Genomic DNA, 16,451 nt, shown 5'->3' on the forward strand with positions numbered 1-16,451 from the left:
AAGGAGGACATGCCATGAGAGAAGTCGACCGTCGAAGCAAGCACAGCCGCCGCGTCTTTCTCAAGGGCGCGGCAACCGCCGTACCGGTCGCGGCCGTCGCGACCAGCGTCGGTGTCAGCATCGACATTGCCTGGGCAGATGAAGCGAGCACGCTGTCGCCTGCGACAATGAAGACACTGCTGAAGGTCGCGCGCGACATCTATCCGCACGATGTGCTCGGCGACAGTTACTACATCACCGCGATCAAGCCGTGGGATGGCAAAGCGGCCAAGGATCCCGCCGTCAAGGCGCTGATCAGCGACGGCATCACCCGGCTCGATCAGAACGCGCGCGATCGCCACAAAGTGGCTTACGCCGAGGTGCCCTGGGAAGCCGATCGCGTGGTGCTGCTGAAGGAGATCGAGCAGAGCGAGTTCTTCCAGAAGGTGCGCGGCGACCTCGTCGTCTCGCTCTACAACCAGAAAGAGGTCTGGCCGCGGTTCGGCTACGAAGGTTCCTCCGCCGAGCATGGCGGCTACATCAACCGCGGCTTTGCCGACATCGACTGGCTGCCGAAGGCTTAACGTCACCCAACGGTTCAGGAGAACGCATATGGCAAAATTCGATCTGAACGACTCCAGCGTTGTGGTGATCGTCGGCTCCGGCGCCGGCGGCGGCACGCTGGGCAACGAGCTCGCGCAGAAAGGCGTCAAGGTCGTCATTCTCGAGGCAGGTCCCCGCATCGAGAACCACGACTTCATCAACGACGAATGGGAGAGCTTCTCGCAGCTCGCCTGGACCGATGCGCGCACGACGTCAGGCACATGGCGCGTCGCCAAGGATTTTTCGGGTCTTCCCGCCTGGATCGTCAAGGCAGTCGGCGGCTCCACCGTGCATTGGGCCGGCGCCTCGCTGCGTTTCGACGAGCACGAGTTCAGGGTGAAGAGCACCTACGGCAACATTCCCGGCGCGAATCTGCTGGACTGGCCGGTCACGCTCGCGGAGATGGAGCCGTGGTACGCCAAGGCCGAGAACAAGATGGGCGTGACCCGCACCAACGGCATTCCCGGGCTTCCCGGCAACAATAACTTCAAGGTGCTGGAGGCCGGCGCGAAAAAGCTCGGCTACAAGACCGTGCACACCGGCAACATGGCGATCAACAGCCAGCCGCGCGACGGGCGCGGCTCCTGCCAGCAGATCGGATTCTGCTTCCAGGGCTGCAAATCCGGCGCGAAATGGTCGACGCTCTACACCGAGATCCCGAAGGGCGAGGCGACCGGCAATCTCGAAGTCCGCCCCGGCAGCATGGTGGTCAAGATCGAGCACGATGCGAGCGGCAAGGTGACCGGCGTCGTGTACGCCGACGAAAATGGCGCAATGCAGCGCCAGAAGGCGCGCATCGTCGCCGTCGCTGGCAATTCGATCGAAAGCCCGCGATTGCTGCTCAACAGCGCCTCGACCATGTTCCCCGATGGTCTCGCCAATTCGAGCGGCCAGGTCGGCCGCAACTACATGCGTCACATGACCGGCAGCGTCTACGCCGTGTTCGAAAAGTCGGTGCACATGTATCGCGGCACCACCATGGCCGGCATCATCCGTGATGAAGCCGCCAACAATCCGAAGCGCGGATTCGTCGGCGGCTACGAGATGGAGACGCTGTCGATCGGCCTGCCCTTCATGGCGGCATTCCTCAATCCCGGCGCCTGGGGCCGCCCGTTCACCTCAGCACTCGACGGTTATCCCAGGATGGCCGGCATGTGGCTGGTCGGCGAAGACATGCCCCAGGAGACCAACCGCATCACGCTCGACCCTGTCGTGAAGGACAAGTTCGGACAGCCGGTCGCGAGCGTGCATTTCGACGATCATCCCAACGACGTTGCAATGCGGGCCCACGCCTACAAGCAAGGCGCTGCAGTCTACGACGCCGTCGGCGCCACCGTGACCTATCCGACGCCGCCCTATCCGAGCACGCACAATCTTGGCACCAACCGGATGAGCGAGAAACCGCGGGACGGCGTGGTCAACAAGTTCGGTCAGAGCCACGACATCAAGAACCTGTTCGTCTCCGACGGCAGCCAGTTCACCAGCGGCGCGGCCTGCAACCCGACGCTGACCATCGTCGCGCTGGCCATCCGGCAGGCGGATTACATCGCCGGCGCGATGCAGAAGAAGGAGATTTGAGGTCGGGCGCCCTCGCCGTCATTGCGAGCGCAGCGAAGCAATCCAGAATCTCTCCGCAGCGACAGTCTGGATTGCTTCGTCGCAAGAGCTCCTCGCAATGACGCCGGAGGGAGTGTCGTAGTCCCGTAGCCCGGATGGAGCGCAGCGCAATCCGGGGCCGCTTTCACCTGCGGCTCGAATCCCGGATTGCGCTTCGCTCCATCCGGGCTACGAACTTTTGTTGGAACGTCTATTCCGCCGCGTCGAGAATCGGCTCCACCGTGCCCTTGAACTCCTGCACCGGCACCATGCTCCGGGAGCGGTAGATCAGACACGAGCACCGCAGCAGCGAGGCGAAATTGTTGACTTCGCCATGATGGTCGAGCACCTCGTTGTAGAGCGTGGTCAGGAACTTGCCGATGCTCATGCCCTCCTTCGCTGCGATCTCCTCCAGCGTGTCCCAGAACGCCATTTCCAACCGGATCGAGGTGCAGTGCCCGCCGATCCTTAGAGAACGGGTCTGTGATTCGTAGTCGCGTTGGGGCTGGTGCGCGAAGAGATGGCACATGGCGTCCTCCCGTCCTGTTGCCATTTTTTTCACGATGCTACACCGCTCCCTGGCACCTCACAATCAGGACGGTGGCCGGAGATGCGTTCATCCCGGTTGCGGAATTTTCTCGAACGGCCAATGTCTTCAATGTGATAGTGAGCCCTCTTCCCCAACCCGTCACTCCGGTATTGCCCAGCCCATGCTTTTGACGCAACACGGCCTAGAATAGCGTCGTCTGCGAATCTCCGTTCGAGCCTCAAGATCGAGTTCATGCCCGTCCGCCAGCTTCCAGAGCAAGTCGTCAACCGCATCGCCGCCGGCGAGGTGGTCGAACGTCCGGCGAGCGTGGTCAAGGAGCTCGTCGAGAACGCGATCGATGCCGGTGCGAGCCGCATCGACGTCTTCACCGACGGTGGCGGGCGCCGGCGGATCGGCATCACCGATGACGGCGGCGGCATGACTGCAAAGGATCTCGCGCTCGCAGTCGAGCGCCACGCCACCTCCAAGCTCGACGACGAGGACCTGCTCCAGATCCGCACCCTCGGATTCCGCGGTGAGGCGCTGCCCTCGATCGGGTCGGTCGCGCGCCTCTCCATCACGACGCGGCACGCCAGCGAGCCGCACGCCTGGGCCTTGACTGTCGAGGGCGGCGAGAAGTCCGAGATCATGCCGGCGGCGCTGGCGCATGGCACGCGGGTCGAGGTCAACGATCTCTTCTACGCGACACCGGCGCGGCTGAAGTTTCTGAAGACCGACCGCACCGAGGCGGAAGCCATTCGCGAAGTGGTCCGGCGCCTCGCGATGGCGCGGCCCGATATCGCCTTCACCCTCGCGGGCGAGGAGCGCGCGCCGGTGACCTGGGCCGCGGCGCTGCCCGGCGCGGCGGGACGCCTGACGCGGCTCGGCGATATCCTGGGCGCGGAGTTTCGCAGCCACGCCATCGAGGTCCATGCCGAGCGCGAGGGCGTCGTCGTCGCCGGCTATGCCGCCGCGCCCGCGCTGACCAAAGCCAACGCGCTCGGGCAATATCTCTTCGTCAACGGCCGTCCGGTGCGTGACAAGCTGATCCTCGGCGCGGTGCGCGCGGCCTATTCCGACTATCTGCCGCGCGACCGCCATCCCGTGGTGGCGCTGTTCGTCACGCTCGATCCACGCGAGGTCGACGCCAACGTGCATCCGGCCAAGACCGAGGTACGCTTCCGCAACGCGGGGCTGGTACGCGCGCTGATCGTGCATGGATTGAAGGAAGGACTCGCGCGGGAGGGACGGCGCACGGCGGCCAACAGCGGCGGTGCCGCCTTGTCCTCGTTCCGCCCTGCCTTCACGCCGCAACGGTCTGCCAGTTGGGACTGGCGCCAATCGCCATCGGTCCCGGTTGGGACGCTGCCGTCGTTCGAAGGTTCAGCAGCGGCCGCCTTCGCCGAGCGCGCCCAGGCCGCCTTCGATGTCGGTGCGCCCAGTGCGGATGTGCGAATCGAGACGCAGCCCGCCGGCGATCTCGTCGACCGCCCACTCGGCGCCGCGCGCACCCAGATCCACGAGACCTACATCGTCTCGCAAACCCGCGACGGCCTGATCATCGTCGACCAGCATGCCGCGCACGAGCGCATCGTCTATGAGCGGCTGAAGGCCTCGCTGGCGGCGAACGGCGTGCAGCGGCAGATCCTGTTGATCCCCGAGATCGTCGAGATGGACGAGGCGACAGTGGAGCGCCTGCTCGATCGCAGCGAGGAGCTGGCATCGTTCGGTCTCGCGATCGAGTCCTTCGGCCCCGGCGCGGTCGCGGTGCGCGAGACGCCGTCGCTGCTGGGCAAGACCAATGCAGGCGGGCTACTCCGCGATCTCGCTGAGCACATGGCCGAGTGGGACGAGGCATTGCCGCTGGAGCGCCGCCTGATGCATGTCGCCGCCACCATGGCCTGCCATGGCTCGGTCCGCGCCGGCCGCCGGCTGCGGCCGGAGGAGATGAACGCCCTGCTTCGCGAGATGGAGGACACCCCGAACTCCGGCCAGTGCAATCATGGCCGCCCGACCTATGTCGAGCTGAAGCTGAGCGATGTGGAGAAGCTGTTCGGGCGGAGGTGACGGTGCCGTAGGGTGGGCAAAGCGAAGCGTGCCCACCATTTCTCTGGCGATCAAGAAAAGATGGTGGGCACGGAGCTTTGCGCCTTTGCCCACCCTACGGCAGCGAGACTACGGCTTCCTCAGAAACACGAACTCCGTGTCGTCATACGCCCGCCGTTCCAATTCCTCAAAACCCTCCGGCGTCACGAACTGCGCGGCCTTCGCCTCTTCCACCACCAGCAGTGCGCCCGGCGTGAGCCAACCGCCGTCGCGCAAGCTCGCCAGCGCCTTCTCCGCAAAGCCCTTGCCATAGGGGGGATCGAGGAACACCAGCGAGAACGGCTCGACGGGATGCGCGGGGCCGAGGTCGGTCGCATCGCGGCGATAGACCTTGGTCACACCGCCGAGGCCGAGCGACTCGACATTGTTACGGAGTAGCGCACGCGCTTCCGCTCCATTGTCGACGAACAACGTGAACTTCGCCCCGCGCGACGACGCCTCGATGCCGAGCGCTCCGGTGCCGGCGAAGAGATCGAGTACACGCGCATCCTCGATCGGATCGCCATAGGCGTGCACGAGGATGTTGAACACGGACTCGCGCAGGCGGTCCGCCGTCGGGCGGATGTCGCGCGAGGACGGTGAGGCGAGATTGCGCCCCTTCAAACGACCGCCGACGACGCGCAAGTTAATCCTCCCGCGGCGTCAGGTCGCGCTTGCCGTGATAACCGCGCTTGGGACGGCGCGGCGGGCCATAGCCGTTCGCTTCCAACTCGTTGCGCTCGCGCGCCTCCTCGCTGCCGGTACGCTGCACCAGCACGCGGCGGCCTTTGCGGTCGCTGATCACGGCACGCTTCATCGGCTTCTTCGGTGCATCGCCCTCGCTGGCGGCGGATTTCGCGGGCACGTCGAACTCGGCGCCCGACTTCTCGATCACCTTGTCGCCGAGCTGCTCGCGCAGCACGCGCGACTTGATCTCCTCGACATGGCCTTCGGGGATTTCGCCGAGCTGGAACGGACCGTAGGAGACGCGGATCAGCCGATTCACCTCGAGCCCGAGATGGGCGCAGACATTGCGCACCTCGCGGTTCTTGCCCTCGCGGATCGCGAACACCAGCCAGACATTGGCGCCCTGGTCGCGCTCCAGCGTCGCTTCGATCGGACCGTATTTGACGCCCTCAATCTCGATGCCACCCTTGAGCTCGTCTAGCTGCGCCTGGGTGACGTCGCCATGGGCGCGGACGCGGTAGCGGCGCAGCCAGCCGGTGTCCGGCAGTTCGAGCGTGCGGGCGAGGCCGCCGTCATTGGTGAGCAGCAACAGGCCCTCGGTGTTGAAGTCGAGCCGGCCGACGCTGATCAGGCGCGGCAGACCTTCGGGAAGATTGTCGAACACGGTCGGACGACCCTCGGGGTCGTCATGTGTCGTCATCAATCCGCGCGGCTTGTGATAGAGGAACAGCCGCGTGCGCTCGCGCGGCGGCAACGGCTTGCCGTCGACGGCGACGACGTCGTTCTGGGTGACGTCGAGCGCCGGCGAATTGATCACCCGGCCGTTGACGGTGACGCGGCCCTGCGTAACCAATTCCTCGGCATCGCGCCGCGAAGCGAGGCCCGCGCGCGCCAGCACCCTTGCGATGCGCTCGCCGGCCTTTTTCGGCTTTGGCGCGTCTTCACGGCGCGGACGACCCTCGAAATCGCGATCGCGCTCGCGATAGGCGCCGCGGCCGCCGAAGGCGGGGCGCTTCTCGAAAATCCTGCTGTCGTCCTCGTTGTCGCGGCGCGGCCGGTCGCGGAAGCGACCCTCGCTGCGGGGATGCTCCTGCCAGTCCATGCGGCCTTCCGGCCGCCTTTCGCGCGAGCGATTGAAGCGCGGACGATCGTCACCGGACCGCTCCTCGCGCGGGCGCGAGAAACGCGGGCGATCATCGCCCTCGTCGCGGCGCCGGGAGAAACGCGGACGGTCGTCGCCACGGCCACCTTCACGACGGTCATCGCGCTGACGCCAGGGCTTTTCATCGCCGCGATCACGGCCGCCGAAATCCTTGTCGAAGCTCTTGCGCGGCCGGTCGCCGCGCGGACGATCGTCCCGCTTCTGCCACGGCTTCGAATCGCTTCGCTCGCCACGATCCCTCGGACGGTCGCCAAAGCTGCGCTTGCTATCCCGGAAGTCGCGGTCGCGGCCAAAATCCTTGCGCGGCCGGTCGGAGTCGCCGCGCGAAAACTTGCGGTCCTCGAACCGCCGCTCCGAACGCTCACCGCGCGGCGCGCGCTCATCACGATCGAACTTCGGCCTGTCGCCGCGCGGCTTGAACGGCCTGTCGCCGCGCGGCTTGAAGCTGCGCTCGCCGCGGCGCTCTCCGCCGCGGTCGTCGCGCTTGAAACGCGGACGGTCGCTGAAATCACGGCGCGGCGCATCGCCCTCCTCGCGGCGGCGGAACGGACGGCCCTCACGACCCTCGCGGGGCGGGCGGCTGTCGCGATCGCGCTTGCCCTCGAAGCCGCGCTTGGCGAATTTCTTGTCCGGTCCCCGGGGCTTGCCGGTACGGCCCTTGGACGGGCCACGATCACGCCGGCCGCGGGAATCGTTGTCTTTGTCGCTGTCGCGGGGCATGAATAATCTCACTTAGGGGTGGCGCGATGAGCATTGTGCGCGCTCGTTCCGAGCCGCATGCTCAGGCAAAATCGGTATCCACTCTTGCTGAAGGCGGAGCTAGTAGCAGGTTTCTGGCGATGATACGAGGCATGAAAGCCCCTTCTTTCATGGATTTGGCGCTTAAGACGGCCGAAAATGCCGGAAAATCGGGCGAAGTTCCGATCGGGTGCGTCGTGGTCCGCAATTACGAGGTCATCGCCACCGCGGCGAACCGGACGCTGACCGACTACGATCCCACGGCCCATGCCGAGATCATCGCGCTGCGCGAGGCGGCGAAGAAGATCGGCAGCGAGCGCCTCGTCGACTGCGACCTCTACGTGACGCTCGAGCCCTGCACCATGTGTGCGGGCGCGATCTCCTTTGCAAGGGTGAGGCGGCTCTATTACGGCGCCGCCGACCCCAAGGGCGGCGCGGTCGAGTCCGGCGTGCGGTTCTTTGCTTCCCCGACCTGCCATCACGCGCCGGAGGTCTATTCCGGCGTCGGCGAGAGCGAGGCGGCGCGGCTGCTCAAGGAGTTCTTCCGGGAGAGGCGCTGATTGCCCCACACACCGCTGTCATGCCCCGCGAAGGCGGGGCATCCAGTACGCCGCGGCCTATCGTTTGAACCACAACCGTCTCGGAGTACTGGATCGCCCGGTCAAGCCGGGCGATGACACTTGAATGCTTGGCGAACAGCGCGGCTCTCAAGCCGAGAAAAACTCGCGCAACGCGCTCGCGGTAACGTCCGGGTTCTCCTCGGTGAGGAAGTGCCCCGAGTCCACCGGCATGCCCACGACATTCGTGGCCCATTCCTTCCAGGTGTCGAGCGGGGTGGCGGCGGCCTGGGCGATGCCGGCATTGCCCCACAGCGCCAGCATGGGAAGGGTGATCTTCTTGCCGGCCTCGAAATCGGCCTTGTCGAGGTCGTAGTCGAAATAGGCGCCGGCGCGATAGTCCTCGCACATCGCATGCACCCGGGCGGGATCGCGGAACGGGGCGAGGTAGTGCTCGAGCGCGCGCTCGTCGATCGCGTCCAACGTCTTCGACTTGGTCTGGCTTGCCATCTTGAAGCGCAGGAAGAACTCGCCATTGCTCGCGATCAGGGTCTCGGGCAACGGATAAGGCTGCGCCAGGAAGGTCCAGTGATAGATCTTCAGCGCGTAGGCGCGATTCATCCGCTCCCAGTAATTGTAGGTCGGCAGGATATCGAGCACGGCGAGGCGCGACAGCCGGCCGGGATGGTCGAGCGCGAGGCGGTAGGAGACGCGGCCGCCGCGGTCGTGGCCGGCGAGCGCGAAATGCACGTGGCCGAGGCGCTCCATCACCTCGACCATGGCCTTGGCCATGGCGCGCTTGCTGTAGGGGATATGCAGCGCATCGCTCGCGGGCATGTCCGACCAGCCATAGCCCGGCAGGTCGGCAATGATCAGCGTGAACCTATCGGCCAGCTGCGGCGCCACCTGATGCCACATCACGTGGGTCTCGGAGAAGCCGTGGAGCAGGAGCAGCGGCGGCCCGCTGCCGCCGATACGGGCGAAGATGCGGCCAAAGGAGGTGTCGATCCATTCGGCGGCAAAGCCCGGATAGAGGTCGGCGAGATCGGACATCTTTCTGCATCCTTGTCTGGTCAGTCCCGGAGCCGGCCCGACACAGCAAAAAATGTCGAAAACAACCCCATGCACAGTAGCGGTATTATCGGCGGGGCTGCTAACCCCAACAGCCGATTGCACATTCTGGAATATCGATGTGGCGGCGCGGTGACACCAAGCCTCGAGATTTTCGGACTGGTGCGCTTTGCGCATCGCCCGGGGTCGCGAGCCAGTCGCGTTAATTCCTGGCCTTCTCCGCCTCCACCGCCTGCCAGCCAATGTCGCGGCGGCAGAAGCCTTCCGGCCAGTCGATGCGGTCGACGGCCTGATAGGCGCGCCCTTGCGCCTCGGCCACGGTCTTGCCGAGCGCGCAGACATTGAGCACGCGGCCGCCATTGGCGAGGATCGCGCCATCCTTCTCAACCGTGCCGGCGTGGAAGATCTCGACGGTGTCGACCTTGGCGGCCTCCTCTAACCCCTGGATGCGCGTGCCCTTCCGGTAGTCGCCGGGATAGCCCTTCGCCGCCATCACCACGGTGAGCGCGGATTCCGGATACCAGCGCAGATCGAAATGCTTCAGCTCCCCGTCACAGGCCGCAAGGAAGGCCGGCACGATGTCCGACATCATGCGCAGCATCAGGACCTGGCACTCGGGATCGCCAAAGCGCACGTTGAACTCGAACAGTTTCGGGCCCTGGGTCGTCAGCATGATGCCGGCATAGAGCACGCCGCGGAACGGCGTGCCGCGCTGCTTCATGCCGGCCACCGTCGGCAGGATGATCTTCGCCATGATCGCGTCGTGGATCGCAGGCGTGACCAGCGGCGTCGGCGAATAGGCGCCCATGCCGCCGGTGTTCGGGCCGACGTCATGGTCGAACACGCGCTTGTGGTCCTGCGCCGAGGCCAGCGGGATCGCCGTCTCGCCGTCGCACAGCGCGAAGAAGCTGATCTCGCGGCCGGGCAGAAACTCCTCGATCACGACTTCAGCACCGGCCTCGCCGAAGGCGCCCTCGAACATCATGGCGATGGCGTCTTCGGCCTCGCGCACGGTCTTGGCGACCACGACGCCCTTGCCGGCGGCAAGACCGTCGGCCTTGACCACGATCGGCGCGCCCTGGCTCTGGATATAGGCGCGCGCCTCATTGGCATTGGTGAAGCGCTTGTAGGCGCCGGTCGGAATGCCGAATTCGGTGCAGAGCGCCTTGGTGAACCCCTTGGAGCTTTCGAGCTGGGCGGCCACCTTGCTCGGGCCGAACGCCTTGATGCCGGCGGCGGCGAGATCGTCGACGATGCCGGCCGCGAGCGGCGTCTCCGGGCCGACCACCACGAGCTCGACTGCATTCTTCCTGCAGAAGTCGATCACGGCGGCATGGTCGGCAACATCGAGCGCCACGCATTCCGCCTCCTTCGCGATGCCGGCATTGCCGGGCGCGCACCAGAATTTGGTCACCAGAGGGGAGGCTGCGATCTTCCATGCCAGAGCATGTTCGCGGCCGCCGGAACCGAGCAGGAGAATGTGCATCGATGGCTCAGAATGAGGGGTTTGCTGGGGCGGAGGTCGCACGAATCGCGGCGGGGCTCAAGGGGGATTGAAGGCAGCTTCCCAGTCATTGCTGGTCGTACCTTGCTGCAGTCGGGTTCGACTTCTTAGAAAGAGGGCGTCGCGAAGATATCGAAATATCAGTCAGTTGGCCTACTCGCGTCCGGTAGGGCGGCAGTCGCTTTAGGAGACTGACCGCATCCATCCTTCCCTTCGCTATCAGGTTCTCCAGATGTTCGGCGAGATATTGGGCAGCGACAGTCTTGGACGCAGCGTCCTTTTCAAACTTCGAATAGACGTGAGCCGCGAACACTTCAGAACTTAGGTCTTGTTTGACGAGCGAGAAGAACTCGGAACTGCATGCTAACGCAACATCCTTTTTCGTCGCCCTTCCATCAACAAGCTTGTTGTCTGCAAGAGCGAAGTGAGCGGCAAACCATACCGCCAGACGGAGGCCGTAATACGCAAGGTCGAATTCCAGAGTCCATTGATCGGCAACAAAAGTTTCAACGGCTTGCTCTGATGCCTTCATCCGGCGCTGCTGTCTGCGCTCCTCCAATCTGGCTCCAGGAAAGTCAGCTTTTACGCGCCATTGGCGCCCACGAACCTTAAGTGGAGGGATATCTTCGCCCTGCTTTAATTTTCCCACAATCCACGGCGCGGCGTCGGGCATAACATCCATGTCCGTTATGCAGGCCACAGGTGTGTTGATCCCTCCTGCGACACCTGGGTTCGCACGCATGAAGATGCGCGCGTAGCGGCTAAGCCCCACGCCGCCCACATTTACTAGCGAGACGCCGTAGCGACCGAAATCCCGACCGATCAGTTTGGCTATGATGGGCAAGAGAATCGTCTCAGCGTCCCCCTCGACGATCATAACAGCACGCGCAAAGAATAGGTTTGCCTTTGTCACGTCGAGGAAGCGCTCCAGGAAACGATAGTCCGAACGGCTGAGCTTCGTATGTTCGCTTCCCATTGGGAAAGCCTTGCCACCTTCAATCAGAGCCACGTTTTCGAGACGAAGTTCCGAGGCGAGATTCGGACTATGCGTAGTGACTATGATCTGTATCTGTTGGCCGTCCGCTCTGATTTTGTCGGCCTGAGTCTGAAGGAATGACATCAAGCGAAGTTGGCGCTGAGGGTGTAGGTGAGCTTCTGGCTCTTCAATAAGGAGAAGCGGAAAGCCATCCATCTCGGCGGCTAGCAATAGGAGCTCACATGCCATGAAGAGCAGGTTATTCGATCCAAGCCCTCGCATATGGGCAACATCACCCTCCCCCAGCTCGAGTTCCAGCTTTTCAAGCATCTGCCGAAGACGCGACGTGTCATCTTGAGCGCTACTCACGGCAATACGAGCGTTGAGCAAATCGTTTGCAAAGGATAATGGATTTAAGAATTCAAAGTTGAGTTTGTCTCGAGCTTGTCTGATCCCATCACTCTCACCGAAGAGAAAGCTCGCATAGTCGCCGACGCCTAAAACACTCAGTTTCCTCGGGTCGATGGGAGGATCTGCCTTGGGGTCGAAGGCGATGCCCGTATCCCTGATCTCTTTCGTATGCTGGAGTATTTGGGAGAGCCGCGACCCACGCCCTGCACTCATTGCTCGTTCAGCGTCTCGAAGCGGACGCAAGTAAGTAGCTGTCAATAGCGCACGGGCCACGCTATCAAGCAATGGTCCATCACCTGTTGCGCCCGCGCGAAGCTCAGCGGGCCGCACTCTCCGAGTACTGTTGTTCGAATTGCGCTTTGCGACCCAAGTAACGATCAGCTGCGTCTCGTTGCCAACACCACCTTTCGCATAAGTCAAATACTCCGCAAATGCAGCCCTATCTTGAACGCTCAAGCTACTAAATGTCAGACGGATGCTGATTTGGTCGGTTTGTTGGCCGCCCGGTAGGTAATGAAAATCTGACGACTCAACCCGCATATACTCTTGGTCGCGCGTGCCAAGCACAAGTCTCAGGGCATCAATGACCGCGGTTTTGCCCGCGTCATTCTCTCCGACGATAGCCGTAAATCCCGGCTTCAGCGGCAAGACAAATGCATTAGAGCCAGAACCGAAATTCCGAAAATTCTCGATTGAAATTAATGAAATGTACATTGCGCCAACACCGAGAGCATATCAGTCACATCGACCCAACTCCAGATTGTAATTAAAAAGGTGAATGCGGTGTGGGCGTTTTTGTTTCGGCTCGCCGGGCACCAACTGGAATCCCGGCGACCAAGTGACGACGATAAGATAGCGCGTGCTGTGCTAGTCCAGTAAGAAAAACTTGCTAGCCTTGTCAGGCGGCATAAAGCGGCCTTCCGCTCCAAACGAGCCGCGGCCTTTTGGCACCTCGTGCGCAATTCGGCCAATAGTTTTGGGCAAGATAGGGGGACAAGCGCAGACCGTCTGATTGCAATCTGGACATCCTGTCGGATATGCCTCGCTCATTACCTTTTCTAGTGCGTTCCCTCGTTGCGAAGCGGACACGCCTTGCTTGGTGTCTCTGATATTCTGAATATGCATAAGCCAAGCAAAGACATCGGCAGCCTCGCTTAGTATGTACCCGGGCTCCGCCTTAAAAATACGAACCGCCTCAGCCAGTTCTCCAAGCTCTTCTGTCAAGCGAGCAAACGAGGGACCATACTCCTCGGTCTGGCCGGCTGGGTAAATTTGCTGGAACATCGTTTGCCACGCGCTCAACCGCGCCGGCCGCTCCTTGGTCTTGCCAAGCTGGGCTAGGGTCTCCCAAGAAACACCAGTCCCTTCAGCCTTTTTCTGCGAGCAGATATCTTGATTGTGCACTCCTTGCTGGCAATACGGGCAAGCATGGGGAAATTTGTCCCAAACCATCTCCTCAACGCTTTTGATCCCGAGTTTGCCACAAAGCGTAAGCCACCAAGCTAAGGCTTTTGCTATGTGACGTTCAGGCTCGATCCCCGCCTTTCGCTTATTGCTCGCAAGCGAGCTCATGCCGCCAATCACTTCCACTAAATGCGTAAAGATGCTGCTGACGTCACGATCGTAATTACGGTTCCAGTAAGTCCGATTGATTGAGTGATACCAAGTGTCCAATGATTGCGATTGGATCGTCTTGAAGCGAGCCGCATCTGGCGTTCTCAATTCGCCTTTTTTTTTGCTGATCACGACGAAACTCACGGTTCAAATCCTCGACTTCGGATGCAAGCGGCGCCGGAAACGTTGCTATGTCAATGTTAGCGTCGCGGAGTCTACTTTGCCCCTTCCCTTGGATGATTGGGTTCGGATCGAGCATTCCGATAACGACACGCCCGACCTTACGCTCCACCAGTCTGTCGGCGCACGGCACTTTCGGGTGATTCCTGTGCGTGCACGGCTCAAGGGTAGTGTAGATTGTTGCTCCAACGAAATTCTTGTCCTTAGCTTTCCTTTCGAGAATCGTAAATTCCGCATGCTCGCCGTCGCCCAATTCGCCTCTGTGGGCTGTGATAACTTCCCCACTTTTCAGGACGGCCACCGCACCAACTTTGGGGTGAACTCTACTGTCCTCGCCACGGCACTTCCGGGCTTCGTCGATAGCCATTTGCATATATTCTTCGTCGGTCATTCGGATTCCGACTCCACATTCAAGGTCAGAGACAAGGGACCATAGTCGTACTTGCGATGATTTGAATATATCAACAAAGGTTGCACGCGTAAGTTTAAAAAAGAACCACACGACCGCGATCAAATCGTCGCGCCACACATGGGCTCCGGCGCAGTCAGAAGAATTGAATTTTGTCAACAGGTTGCTGGCCCACTCGTTGGTTCTCCTAGGGAGCGCCATTTCTCAACTGGCTGAAGCTCTCTAACTCCGTGTTGCAAAATAGGAGATCCTACGTAGGCGACTAATGCGAGCGCAAGTTCGCTAGTCTTCTAAATTAAATGCTGTTGCCGCTAGCTCGCGGCTCCCAGACAACTATACCAGTTGTGCCGATAGCCTACCCCTGCTTCCCCGCAATGATCTCCTGCAGCGTCGTCACGTGTCGCGCGAAGGCGCCGCGGCCGGCAGCGGTGGCGGTGACCGTGGTTTGCGGCTTCTTGCCGACGAAAGCCTTGTCCACCTGGACATAGCCCGCCTTGGCCAGGGTCTCGATATGTGCGCCGAGATTGCCGTCGGTGGCGCCGGTGAGCTTCTTCAGCCGCGCGAATTCCAGGCCGGTCGACTGCGGCAGCGCGTTCAGCGCCGCCATGATCTTCAGGCGCAGCGGCTGGTGGATGATGTCGTCGAGCGCGGCCATCCCGTTAGATCCGCCGCATCCAGAGGCCGCCGAGGATCAGGCCGCCGCCGTTCACGAAGGCCATCCAGAGCGGGAACGCCCCACCGATGTAGAAGAAGCCGATCAGCGTCAGCGCAGCGATGCCGAGTCCGATCGCCACGAAGGCGTAGCCGAACCACAGGCCCGCCAGCGTATAGAACAGCATGAAATAGAGCGGCCAGAATGTCCCCAGCTGGCGCGGGCCGAAATGACCGACGACGTTGGTGCAGAGGTAACCGAAGGCGAAGAACAGCGCGAACACCAGCAGCAGCCTGATGTCGAAGGCTGCTCCGTGGGGATGATGCGGCGGATTGAATAGGCGAAGCGCTACCAGCCCGCCGACACCGAGAACATCGACCGCGACCCAGGCGTAGACTGCGTAGATCGGCCAGAGCCAGGTCACGAGATTGCCTGCGAACACCAGGATGCCCCACCAGATGGCGGCATGGCTCGCCAGCTCGTAGAGCTGGGATTGCTTTACGCGCTGGACGATGTCGTCGATGTCGGCCAGTGCTGCGGAGGCCTCCTTGCTGTCGATCATGACTGTCCTGCTCCACGCGTTGCCACGTCCTCGGCGATCGCCGATATCGCCTTCGGACTCGTGACGATGCCCATGTGGTTGATGCCGTCGATGATCTTGACGTCGATCGACGGTTTGATGGCCTGCACGGCCTCGGCATATTTGTCCGAGATCATCATCTCGTCTTCGGCGGCGCCGAAGATCGTGATCGGACGTGTCGTCGCCGGAAGATCGATGCGATAGCCACGCGTCGCGAAATTGCGCATCAGGCGGTCGGAATAGGTGGAGACGAGGTACTTCGCCGAGGCCGGCGGCACGGCCAGGGCGAGCACCGGCAGCTGCGCGCAGCAATCGATGCCGAGCTTGCGCAGCGCGGCAAGCCCGAATAAGCGCGGCATATCGGCATTGGCCCAGCCCCCGGAATGCGGCTTGTTGGTCGGCGCGTCATAGCCGAGATAGGGCGCGAGCAGCACGGTGCGGACAAACATGTCCTGCATGATCGGCGTGGCCGCGACGCGCAGCGAGAAGCCGGCGCCGGCGGAATGGCCGATCAGGGTCAGCGGCAGGTCGGGCGCGTTCCTGCGGACATGAGCGACGAAGTCGACGAGGTCGTCCTCGAGCTGGCCGACATAGCCGATGTCACCGCGCGTGCCGGAGCCGCCATGGCCGCGGATGTCCAGCGCCCAGGTCTCCACCCCGCGCGCGGCGATCGCATGGGTCAGCGCGTGATTGACGGTGCCGCTGGAGCCGGAGGACCCATGGATGAAGATCGCACCGCGGCCCGTCTCGGGGCCTTTCGGCGCATAGTGGCGATAACCGATCCAGGTGCCATCGCGGGCCTGAAAGCGTTCGAGCGGTGGCAACGTGGACCAGTCGATGCCCTTGGCTGAATCCGAGACCGATCGCATCTCAGGCGGCCGCTCAAGCGGCGTTGCGATCATCGCGCCCAGAATCAGCGCCACGCCGCCGACCGCACACAAGGCCCATTTCAGGCCGGTCAAAACGCCGCGCAGCAGCTGGATCGCCATGGCTCATCTCCCTAAACTCATCAATCAATAGAGAACTCTATATTACAGAGTACTCTTCCAATCAATCCCGGGATTGGCGCCGCGGCGCGAAAATCCTTAACGTCGGGTCTGACCCCAAAATGCCGAATC

At 62.5% G+C, this 16,451-nt stretch carries 14 protein-coding genes; 4 read left to right on the top strand and 10 right to left on the bottom strand.

Going from position 1 to position 16,451, the window contains the following annotated elements; genetic code table 11:
* Nucleotides 1–14: 14 nt before the first annotated feature.
* Together BLV07_RS15070 and BLV07_RS15075 are read left to right on the top strand one after the other, a co-directional pair.
* Nucleotides 15–563 (top strand): Twin-arginine translocation pathway signal, encoded by a 549-nt coding sequence (locus BLV07_RS15070; protein ID WP_091886840.1) that lies wholly within the window; start codon nt 15–17, stop codon nt 561–563.
* 28 nt (nt 564–591) lie between these two features.
* Nucleotides 592–2,160 carry a GMC family oxidoreductase gene (locus tag BLV07_RS15075; RefSeq protein WP_091886843.1) on the top strand — a complete coding sequence of 523 codons (1,569 nt, stop codon included), beginning with the start codon at nt 592–594 and terminating at the stop codon, nt 2,158–2,160.
* 229 nt (nt 2,161–2,389) lie between these two features.
* Here BLV07_RS15075 and BLV07_RS15080 read toward each other — a convergent pair whose 3' ends face one another.
* Nucleotides 2,390–2,707 (bottom strand): ribbon-helix-helix domain-containing protein, encoded by a 318-nt coding sequence (locus tag BLV07_RS15080; RefSeq protein ID WP_091886846.1) that lies wholly within the window; start codon nt 2,705–2,707, stop codon nt 2,390–2,392.
* Nucleotides 2,708–2,959: 252 nt separating this feature from the next.
* Here BLV07_RS15080 and mutL point away from each other — a divergent pair, with 252 nt between their 5' ends.
* Entirely contained in the window at nt 2,960–4,774 is a 1,815-nt protein-coding gene (gene mutL, locus BLV07_RS15085) for a DNA mismatch repair endonuclease MutL (protein WP_091886849.1), read from the top strand.
* A 108-nt stretch (nt 4,775–4,882) separates the two neighbouring features.
* On the opposite strand, the gene rsmD is transcribed toward mutL, so the two are convergent.
* Nucleotides 4,883–5,437 carry a 16S rRNA (guanine(966)-N(2))-methyltransferase RsmD gene (gene rsmD, locus BLV07_RS15090; protein WP_091886852.1) on the bottom strand — a complete coding sequence of 185 codons (555 nt, stop codon included), beginning with the start codon at nt 5,435–5,437 and terminating at the stop codon, nt 4,883–4,885.
* A 1-nt stretch (nt 5,438) separates the two neighbouring features.
* Entirely contained in the window at nt 5,439–7,361 is a 1,923-nt protein-coding gene (locus BLV07_RS15095; protein WP_176945546.1) for a pseudouridine synthase, read from the bottom strand.
* Between the two features lie 119 nt (nt 7,362–7,480).
* Here BLV07_RS15095 and BLV07_RS15100 point away from each other — a divergent pair, with 119 nt between their 5' ends.
* The gene (locus BLV07_RS15100) at nt 7,481–7,939 is read left to right on the top strand and encodes a nucleoside deaminase (RefSeq protein ID WP_091886858.1); all 459 of its coding nucleotides are present in this window, start codon (nt 7,481–7,483) and stop codon (nt 7,937–7,939) included.
* Between the two features lie 147 nt (nt 7,940–8,086).
* Here BLV07_RS15100 and BLV07_RS15105 read toward each other — a convergent pair whose 3' ends face one another.
* The 7 genes from BLV07_RS15105 to BLV07_RS15140 form a co-directional block, all read right to left on the bottom strand.
* The gene (locus tag BLV07_RS15105) at nt 8,087–8,989 is read right to left on the bottom strand and encodes an alpha/beta fold hydrolase (protein ID WP_091886861.1); all 903 of its coding nucleotides are present in this window, start codon (nt 8,987–8,989) and stop codon (nt 8,087–8,089) included.
* Nucleotides 8,990–9,209: 220 nt separating this feature from the next.
* Complete coding sequence (purD, locus tag BLV07_RS15110) at nt 9,210–10,493, bottom strand: phosphoribosylamine--glycine ligase (RefSeq protein ID WP_091886864.1); 1,284 nt, start codon at nt 10,491–10,493, stop codon at nt 9,210–9,212.
* 85 nt (nt 10,494–10,578) lie between these two features.
* Nucleotides 10,579–12,612, bottom strand: a complete 2,034-nt coding sequence (locus BLV07_RS15115; protein ID WP_091886868.1) for an ATP-dependent nuclease — start codon at nt 12,610–12,612, stop codon at nt 10,579–10,581.
* Between the two features lie 913 nt (nt 12,613–13,525).
* Entirely contained in the window at nt 13,526–14,083 is a 558-nt protein-coding gene (locus BLV07_RS15125) for a deaminase (protein WP_176945547.1), read from the bottom strand.
* A 373-nt stretch (nt 14,084–14,456) separates the two neighbouring features.
* Complete coding sequence (locus BLV07_RS15130; RefSeq protein ID WP_091886877.1) at nt 14,457–14,756, bottom strand: winged helix-turn-helix domain-containing protein; 300 nt, start codon at nt 14,754–14,756, stop codon at nt 14,457–14,459.
* Between the two features lie 4 nt (nt 14,757–14,760).
* Nucleotides 14,761–15,315 (bottom strand): hypothetical protein, encoded by a 555-nt coding sequence (locus tag BLV07_RS15135; protein WP_091886882.1) that lies wholly within the window; start codon nt 15,313–15,315, stop codon nt 14,761–14,763.
* Complete coding sequence (locus BLV07_RS15140; protein WP_176945548.1) at nt 15,312–16,322, bottom strand: alpha/beta hydrolase; 1,011 nt, start codon at nt 16,320–16,322, stop codon at nt 15,312–15,314. Before BLV07_RS15140 ends, BLV07_RS15135 begins: the two co-directional genes overlap by 4 nt.
* Nucleotides 16,323–16,451 lie beyond the last annotated feature (129 nt).

This window comes from Bradyrhizobium sp. Rc2d (assembly GCF_900099855.1).
GTDB lineage: Bacteria > Pseudomonadota > Alphaproteobacteria > Rhizobiales > Xanthobacteraceae > Bradyrhizobium.